Genomic DNA, 8611 nt, shown 5'->3' with positions numbered 1-8611 from the left:
GGTTCAGCGAGGATCTGAATCCAGCGTTGAGCACCGCTGCTGTGGTCAATAGCCATAACCAGCGTGTTGATAAAGGGGATGCTCATGTCTCTTCCAGCGATCCCCGCGAGCTTGACCTTGGATTAAAAGCCAATCTGCCCCCAGATGTCTATGTCGTGGTCTGGCGGAGCGTTTCTAACGTCGATGGGCATGTTCTGCGCGGCTCGTTCTTGTTCACGGTCGTTGAACCCAATGGTACGGTTCCCCAGTTGAATGCCAACGCACCGCCCCCTGGTCAGGACCTGCTCGGCGGTGGCAACACTAGCAGCCTTTATACGGGGCAGATCGATGCCGTCGGCCTTTTTAATTTGATTGCTGTGACCTTGAGCGAGCTGGGGGCCATTTTCTGGGTCGGAGCTCAGCTATGGCGCTTCTTTGTCTTGGAGGCAGTTCCTGCCGGCACGAACGGCGAGAATGCTGAGGCTGGAGCCATTGTAGAAGCCATGCCTCTGCGCTTTACTCGCCGCTTTTCTGTGCCCACTTTGCTCGTGCTCCTGCTGGCGAATTTGGGTGTGCTTGTTGGTCAGGCTCTCTTTTTGAGCAATGGCCAATGGAGCAGTGCTCTGGCTCCTTCACTCCTGCTGAGCATGATCAGGGGCAGCCGCTTTGGTACCTTCTGGTTAGCACGTGAGCTTGTAATCATGCTGGCGCTAGCGCTGGCCCTCTACCAGCTTCTGGCTCGTCAGCGCTCTGCTGTCAGGGAAGGCGTTAGCGCCTGGCTTAATCTTCTTCTCGGCCTGGCCCTCTTTGGCGCTATGACGCTCTCCAGCCACGCCGCCGCCGTGAGCAGCAATGTCTTTCTCTTCTCTGTCTTGATTGATTGGCTGCACCTACTCGGCTCGGCCTTCTGGATTGGGGGCATGTTCTACATCGCCACCTGCTATCTGCCCCTATTAGAGCGGCAGACAGCACCCATCCGGGCCCAATCGCTGACAACAGTGCTGCCTTATTATTCTCCTTGGGCCATCGCTGGTGTGGTCTTGCTGACCATCACCGGACCTTTCAGCGCTGCATTTCATTTGACCGAGCCAGCGGAACTGATTACGACAGCCTACGGGCGGGCCTTGCTGATCAAGATCGTGCTGGTGGCCGCTTTGCTCCTTACCAGCGCGTTTCATGTGCTCTTCCTGCGCCCACGCCTGAAGAAGGAATACCGCAAATATACCTATTGCCTTGAGCGCCTAGAGCAGGGCCTGGTCAGCCCAGCAACATTGCCACTAGCCACGGCAGCAGAGTCACCCGCAGATGAAGACCTGCAGAAGCGCTGGACACGTCAGCTTAAGCTTCGCGAGAAGCGTTTGACCAGGCTCACTAGTCGTCTGACAACGGTGCTGCGCTGGGAGCCAGTGCTTGGCGTGGGAGTCTTGGTCTGCGTCGGACTGATGAATATCTTCGCCGGTACCTTAACCCCTATTACAGCAAGCACCCAACCCGCTCCTACCGCTAGTTCGACCCCCGCTCCGAAGCCCTTAACGACGAGTGCGACGACCAGCGATGGACGCTTTACGGTGACCTTGACCATCTCTCCCAACCGCTTCGGCACTAATACTTTTACTGTTAAGGTCAGCGACCGCCAGACACAGCGCCCAATGACACAGATAGGGGTGGCGCTCTATCTAAATATGCTCGACATGGATATGGGGACCGAGGTGCTGAATTTGCAACCTACCGCCGATGGGAGCTTTAGCGCTCATGGCGATCTCACTATGAGCGGCGACTGGCTGGCACGCATCCAAATCCGCACGCCGGATAACAAGCTGCACGAGACGCAGATTAAGTTCTTCACTCCATTCTAGTGAGGGAACAAATGAGGATGGCTGCAGCATTGGTTGGCTGGTACGGGGATTGCTTCCGACGGCAGAGGGAAGTCGCTGGGAGCGACTCATGGCAGCGCCTCGGGGGAAAAGCTTGGCTCCTGTCATTAGCAGTGCTGCTGTTGACGCTGCTGTCAGGAGGTCTGTCAGCTTGTACCCTGCCAGGGGGAAACGGAAGAGCTTCGACGCTCTCAACGCCTACGCCGGCTGCGGCAAGCAACGGCTTCGGCAACGCAGCCAACCACGTACATTCCTTGCTGGCTTTGTCTCCGCATATTCTGCTGCTGGCCACTCATTACGGCCTCTTTCGCTCCGACGATGGGGGCCAGCACTGGCAGGAGGTCGCAGGTGGCCGCGGGCAAATCATGGAGGATCTCATGACTTACTCGCTGACGGTTAGTCCGCTTGACTCGCAGCGTCTCTATGTGTTGACCTACCCGAGTGTGAGCAACGCTCGTGGTACACCGGGCCTCTATATGAGCCAGGATCAGGGACGTACCTGGAAACTGGTGACACGCAGCGCTAGTTTGACCAGCACGACCATTTTCCTGGCCGCCGCTGGTAATGCTAGCCCTGACGAGGTATACATCTATCTTTCAGAGCGTCAGGCGCATGGCCTGCTCGTCAGCCATGACGGGGGAAGTCATTTTCGCGAGACAGGAACGCTGCCTTTCAGCGTGATCAGTGGCCTTTTACCCCTCCCTGGGCAGCCAGGTCATCTATTGGTCTATAGCAGTGCAGGCATGGCCTTCAGTAGCGATGGAGGACTCCATTGGCGCTTGATCACTGGTATCAATGGCGGCATCTTTGATGCCACTACCGCTGGCCCCAACGAGCCAATTTACGCCAGTGGCGATGCCGGCATGTATGTCTCGCGCGACGGTGGCCGCACCTTTACGCGTAGCATAAACACACATTCTTTCTTTCTTCTCACTTCCCTGGCCGCGGCCCCCAGCAATCCATACATTCTCTACGGGAAAACCGCCACCAGTATCTACCGCAGCACTGATGGCGGACAGAGCTGGACGGGCCTGCCAGCGATCCGCGGCAACCTGAGCGAATTGGCTGTTGATCCGCTCAATCCCTTTCAGCTCTATCTCTCACTCTCTTACCCGACAGCAGTCTATGTACTCACTGGCCAGGGGAACGGAGCACATTGGCGGTCGCTGACCCCAGCTAGTGTCTCATGAGGTTCGCAGCTATCCACCTAGTCAGCCAGCGAGGAAGATTGAGTCTTCATCGGCTCTTGCTAGCATCAAAAGGCCAAGACACAAGTAAGGGAACAAGCACTATGCAGATGTTTTTCCTTGGACGAGGATCGGTCTTTTGGCTATCCCTGCCACTGTCGCTGCTACTGGTCCTGAGCCTCGTCTTGTACGCAGGGTTAGGTGACCTGCCGCCGGCTAGAGCCGATGGCGGGGCACCTAATCTGGCCTATGTGGTAGGAGGAGGCAATGGCATCGGCGTGATTGACATTGTCAAGCAAGAAGTTCAGCCATCGCTTCGTCTGGCGGGTGATCCCCGCATGGCCTATCTCAGCCTGGACGGGCGCTTTCTATATGTGGCCCAGCCTGGATCAGGCACAGTCAGCATGCTCGCGGCCAGGACAGGGCAGGTGCTTTGTTCGGCCCACCTGCCCGGCGCCCCTTCCTTCGTCGCTTTCGATCCAGGCGCCAACCTGCTCTACGCTGCCGGCCCAGCGAGTCCTCTCATTAGCGTACTCGACCCAGCGAATTGTGCTGTGCAAAGAACAATTCAGGCAGCGAGCAACGTCGCCGGTCTGGCGGTGGCCGTGGTTGGCGCCGGCATTTCAGGCGGCCAGGGCAATCAACTGTGGGTCTCAGAGAGCCAGGCACTGGCTGTCTATAACTCCTCTGGTCAGCGCCTTGCCACGGTTCCTGTCCCTCAAGGACCGCTCTCGATCACGATCCCTCTCGGCTCTATCGCCTATGTCAGCACACGCCAGCATACGATCATTGCGGTCAACCTGGGAACACGTGAAATCTACCCTACGCTGTTCCACGGCGGGGACTTCGGGACTATGGATTACGATGCCATCACAGGCGATATTTACGTGCCAGATAAGACGAGCCGGCATCTCTACGTGTTAGCCCCAATTGTTCCGGGTAGTCCTCCCCCAGCGGAGCCAGACCATAGCTTCACGCTCAGTGCTGCTCCCCAGGCGGTAGCCATCACAAGCGATGGCCAGTTTGGCTTTGTAGCCCTGGCCAATGGCGACGTCACCATGCTCGATATCCCAGCGCGCCAGATCGTCCAAACTTTCCATGTGGGTGGTTCTCCCCGCTTTATTATTACTGGCCTCTATCCTCCGGCCCTGGGCACGACTGCTGCAACAACGCAGTCCAGTAACCGCTTGATGACGGTGGCCTTCTACATCTTGCTCGCTCTCGTGATCGCCGGACCTGTCTTCTTCTTCTGGCTGCGCCAGCGTCAGAGTCGCCGCCAGAAGCCGAAGAACCTAGCTCCATATGACAAAGGGTGATTAGACAGGTAAGGGAAAAAGGACTGCGCCCCCCGTTAAAGGACGGAGGTGCGCAGTTCGATTTAGTCGAGCAAATGGCCAGTTTCCAGCGAGCTGCTTGCCCTGCTTCTCCGCGCTGAGCATTAATCACGCGCTACGATCTCCAGGATCTCCGGACCGCGGCGCAACAGAGCTGGAGCAGCCACAAAGCGCGTAAGGAGCAGATAAAAGGTGAAGCCGTAGAGCAAGGAGGCTGGGGCCATCGCAATCCAGAGCCAGGTTACGCCGAACCATAACGGGAGAAGCATGGCTAGAATGACTGGCACCAGTGAGAGAAATGTGACGACTAGCATCAGCAGTTGAAAGATACCTCGCGTACAGCCAGCACCGCTGTAGCTGGAGGACGAAGCAAAGAGAGAGCCGCGCCGTTGAATCACGGGCTGCGGGAAGAAGACAGAGGTAAGATTACCCCAGCCGAATACAATGCCTATACCAGCTACTCCTGTCACCAGCGAGGGAAGCAAGAAAGACCAGAGCTTGAGCCACAACCCCTCAAAGATGAGCATCACCAGCAAGACTGTCAGGCCAGGGACAAGCGCCGCCAGATTCTTGCCGAAGAAGATGCGCTCTGGTTTAACGGGATAGAGGAACAGGACCGTCAGCGGCTTACGCTCTAAGCCTAATGCATTGAGAGAAAGTACAGCTATGCTAAGAAAAACGAAAATGAGAGGATAAATGAGGAAGAACCAGTTGTAGTCTTCTGGACGAGCTGATTGATTCCCAATGAAAGGGGCAATAAGAGCTACAACGACAGCAACTAATGGCATTATCAATTGCCCCAGGAGCTGCGGATCACGCCGGAAGTAGCGTAGATCTTTGGCAGCGATAGCCAACGTCTGGGAAGACAGGAAACGCCTAAACCAGGGGCGGCTGTCCCGGGCGAGAGGCGGGGTGGTCGCGGCTTCGAGAGCAAGGGCAGGCGGGGCTGCTGTGACTGTGATGGCAGATGAGACAGCAGCCGGCAGCGAGCTGGCAGCAGCAGGCGCTGCCCTGCGCAGTGTCTGCCGGGCCTGAGTCTGTCCCCCTACTTCAGGTTGCGTCAGGGTATGCTCCAGTACCCGCTGCCAGAGATAGAGGATCAGCAAGGTCAGCAGCAGGGTCAACAACAGCCAGCCCACGCTAGCCAGCCAATGGCCCTGAAGTCCAGCCTCGATAGCATGGGCAACCCAACCTGGCGGCAACCAAGCCAGGTAGGGAGAGTACTGACGCTGCGCTAAACCTCTACTGAAGCTTTCGATAAAGACACCACGCAGCAAGAACTGCTCTGTGATATAGAAGATAGCAAAGGCTAGAATCACTGCAATGTAGATTAAGTCGCGAAAGCGACGGTTCTGAAGCATGCCGGCAAGCAGAGCGATCACAAGCTGGCTACAGCTCACCACGAACCCTAAGAAGATGAGCATGGCCACGATGTTCAACAGCAGCAAGCCCGGCGAGAAGGTGAAGCCCACCACCAGCGCTATCAACCAGAGCATTAGCCCGAGAGTGAGCACATCTACGAGCTGAGCGATCAGGAGACCGGCCATCATTTCGCCACGGGTCAGAGGGAACAGGAGCAGCTTTGAGACATCTAGTCCCTCATTCTGACCATACTGGAAAACAGGCAGCAAGATCCAGAGGAGCGTGATAGCCGGCAGTGCCACATAGAGCAGCTCCACATTGCTAGGGGGACGGATCAGGCGAGAGGCCACTACAAGGCCAAAAGCACTGCTGCCGCAGCAAGCCATCAGAAAAAAGATGGTAACCACAAAGGCAATGGCACTTTGAGCATTGCGAGTGAGGCCGCGGATGAGCAGCCTCCAACGTAGCCAAAGGAGCCAACGCAGTTTCCGCGGATTGAGTTTCAGGTTTTCCAAGGTGGCAGATATTCTGCTGGGAACGGAGAACGAGTCAGATGGCATGACGGCCTCCTCTTTACTCAAGCCAGCTCAGATTGTGCTCTTCGTTGCGCACACCGATCACATTCAAGAAAATGTCCTCCAGAGTAGCATCACGCGGCATATCGCCGGTGCCACTGGCTCGGGCGCGCAACTCCTGAAGGGTACCTTCTGCCACGAGCACCCCTTGATTGATGATCCCCACCCGAGAGCAGAGCCGCTCGACCAGCTCCATAATATGGGAAGAAAAGAAGATGGTTGTTCCACGTCTTGTCAAATCGTGCAGAATATCACGGATGACCCTTGAGCTAACGGGATCGATTCCCTCAAATGGCTCATCCAGGAAAAGCACCTGCGGATTATGGATCAAGGCTGCTGCCAGGGCGATTTTCTTCCGCATGCCGACCGAGTAGTCGACAATGAGCTTATCGGCGTCGGCCTCCAATGCTAATACCCGCAGCAGTTCATACGAGCGACGCTCGATCTCCTCGTTGGACAACTCATACATATGGCCGGTAAAGATCAAAAATTCGCGCCCGGTTAAGCGCTCATAGAGATTGAGCTGCTCTGGCAAGACCCCCATTAGACGGCGAGCCTGCAACGGCTCTTGCCAGACATCGACGCCAGCCACCCAGACCTGACCCGCTGTTGGGCGTAGCAACCCAACCATCATTTTGATGGTGGTCGATTTACCGGCCCCATTGGGGCCAAGAAAACCAAAGAATTCGCCACGCCTCACCATCAGATTGAGATGATTGACCGCTACTTTCTGACCAAAGACACGCACAAGATCACGGGCCACAATGGCCACATCCTGCTGTGGCCCCGCTGCTCCCGGGCTAAATGGATTGGCGATGGCATCCTGCTGAGGCTCAGAACGCATTCTCTTCCCTCCAAAGTTATAGCTAATTGCTATAATGTATAACACGCAAGGGTACCCTTTGTCAAGGACAGCCACAATAGCAAGCTAGAGAGGAGCCTCTTGCTCTAGAAAGACGCAGGCAGAACAGTCAGTTCCAACGACACAGCAGCTATAAGCGAGCGGGGAGAGCACAGAGATAGAAAAGCATGCCCGCTGCAGGCTTGCCAAAGAGGGACTTTCCCAGACAGGATCTGGCAGCAGGCAGAGAATGACAAAGGCCACTCCCTTTGAAGAGGAGCAGCCTGGCTCCTGGCGAAGGAGAAGCTAGAACACAGGCAGCCAACAGCAAGACACACCTTCTGCTCGTGACTTTACTGGCAATCGATCGAAAGCAACGAGCGACTCACCGGCGAGCAGATGACAGTGAGCGAGGGCCACAGCGGGCCTCGCCTAAAAAGCTCTCTTGGTTTCAGCTTCGTTGGCTCAAGTCATCCATTCCTCAGGTGTCTTGATACGCACGCCCCCATCGCTACGCATCTTCATCAAACGGGCATCTTGCTCCATGCGAGCACGTAACTGCGCCATAGACACCCGATGCCAGTAGGCCGCCGGGAAAAGGCCAATCCCTAGAGCGAGGGCAGCAGCAATCTCGGCGCGATTGAAGCTTAGGCCGGGTGGTAAATGGAAAGGGATCGAGGTTAAGACGCCCAGGTGGAAAAGGAGCACTACACAGAAGACAGCTAGCTCTATCAGGCCAGCTCCGATATAGGACAGAACTTCTGTCTTCTTCCGCTTACGAAAGATAATCACCAGTGCGAGATTGAGCACGAACAGGAAAGCCGTGATAATCAGTGTCAGCCAGACAAAGATCGTTCTCAAAATACAGCCTCCAGCCACAGGCCCAAGAGTGGGCATTTTCAACCAAAGGAAAACTATGACCGTTCCCCGTTACTAGAAAACGATCAGCTCAAGGCGTCGTCACGAGCAGATTGGAAAAAGCCACCTCCGTTCCTTTCAGGTTCACGAGCAACCCAAGCGAACCAGAGGGAATCGAGCCGTCCTGAGCCGTTCCCACCTTCTTGCCATTCACGTAGAAGGTAAAGTTCTTACCGCTTGCCACAATCTTGATCGTATTCACAGCCTTTGAGCCGTGTCCCTGATGATACTCTTTGCCAAAGCTCTTCGACCAGATCTTTGTCCAGCGATCATCTTCGGCGGCAGCACTATTAAACTTCCAGAATTGATATTCACCATCACTTGTGTTACGCACCTCAAAAGCATAGAATTGCGTTGTCACCTTTCCACCCTTGGATTGCTGGTTGTAACGGATAATCATACCAAACTGGTTATTGATTGAACCATCGTCCCCTTTGATTTCCTGCATCGTTAGAGTATAGGCCAGGGAAGTGCTCAGCAATGGCCCCGGAGCATCAGGCAAGATCGCCACCGCCATGTTATTATCATAATTGATAATGAA

Annotated in this window: 7 protein-coding genes; 3 read left to right on the top strand and 4 right to left on the bottom strand. The window is 55.6% G+C overall.

Features of this window, described 5'->3' with window-relative positions; all coding sequences use genetic code 11:
• The 3 genes from IRZ24_RS13005 to IRZ24_RS12995 all read left to right on the top strand — a co-directional run.
• The coding region (locus IRZ24_RS13005; RefSeq protein WP_297164924.1) for a CopD family protein at window positions 1-1835 on the top strand (1835 nt) is incomplete at its 5' end.
• A 17-nt stretch (window positions 1836-1852) separates the two neighbouring features.
• The gene (locus IRZ24_RS13000; protein ID WP_297164922.1) at window positions 1853-3043 is read left to right on the top strand and encodes a hypothetical protein; all 1191 of its coding nucleotides are present in this window, start codon (window positions 1853-1855) and stop codon (window positions 3041-3043) included.
• A gap of 101 nt (window positions 3044-3144) precedes the next feature.
• On the top strand, window positions 3145-4356 hold the full coding sequence (locus IRZ24_RS12995) for a hypothetical protein (protein WP_297164920.1): 1212 nt from the start codon (window positions 3145-3147) through the stop codon (window positions 4354-4356).
• 122 nt (window positions 4357-4478) lie between these two features.
• On the opposite strand, the gene IRZ24_RS12990 is transcribed toward IRZ24_RS12995, so the two are convergent.
• From IRZ24_RS12990 to IRZ24_RS12975, 4 genes are all read right to left on the bottom strand, one after another.
• Complete coding sequence (locus IRZ24_RS12990) at window positions 4479-6251, bottom strand: hypothetical protein (RefSeq protein WP_297164918.1); 1773 nt, start codon at window positions 6249-6251, stop codon at window positions 4479-4481.
• A 58-nt stretch (window positions 6252-6309) separates the two neighbouring features.
• A complete protein-coding gene (locus IRZ24_RS12985) occupies window positions 6310-7155 on the bottom strand; it encodes an ABC transporter ATP-binding protein (protein ID WP_297164916.1) in 846 nt (281 codons plus the stop codon).
• Window positions 7156-7617: 462 nt separating this feature from the next.
• The gene (locus IRZ24_RS12980) at window positions 7618-8013 is read right to left on the bottom strand and encodes a hypothetical protein (RefSeq protein ID WP_297164914.1); all 396 of its coding nucleotides are present in this window, start codon (window positions 8011-8013) and stop codon (window positions 7618-7620) included.
• Between the two features lie 88 nt (window positions 8014-8101).
• A partial coding sequence (locus IRZ24_RS12975; protein ID WP_297164912.1) for a hypothetical protein occupies window positions 8102-8611 on the bottom strand: 510 nt, incomplete at its 5' end.

Source organism: Thermogemmatispora sp., assembly GCF_019683755.1.
Taxonomy (GTDB): domain Bacteria; phylum Chloroflexota; class Ktedonobacteria; order Ktedonobacterales; family Ktedonobacteraceae; genus Thermogemmatispora.
The sequence above is the reverse complement of the archived record's forward strand: the minus strand, read 5'-3'. Positions and strand labels throughout refer to the sequence as shown.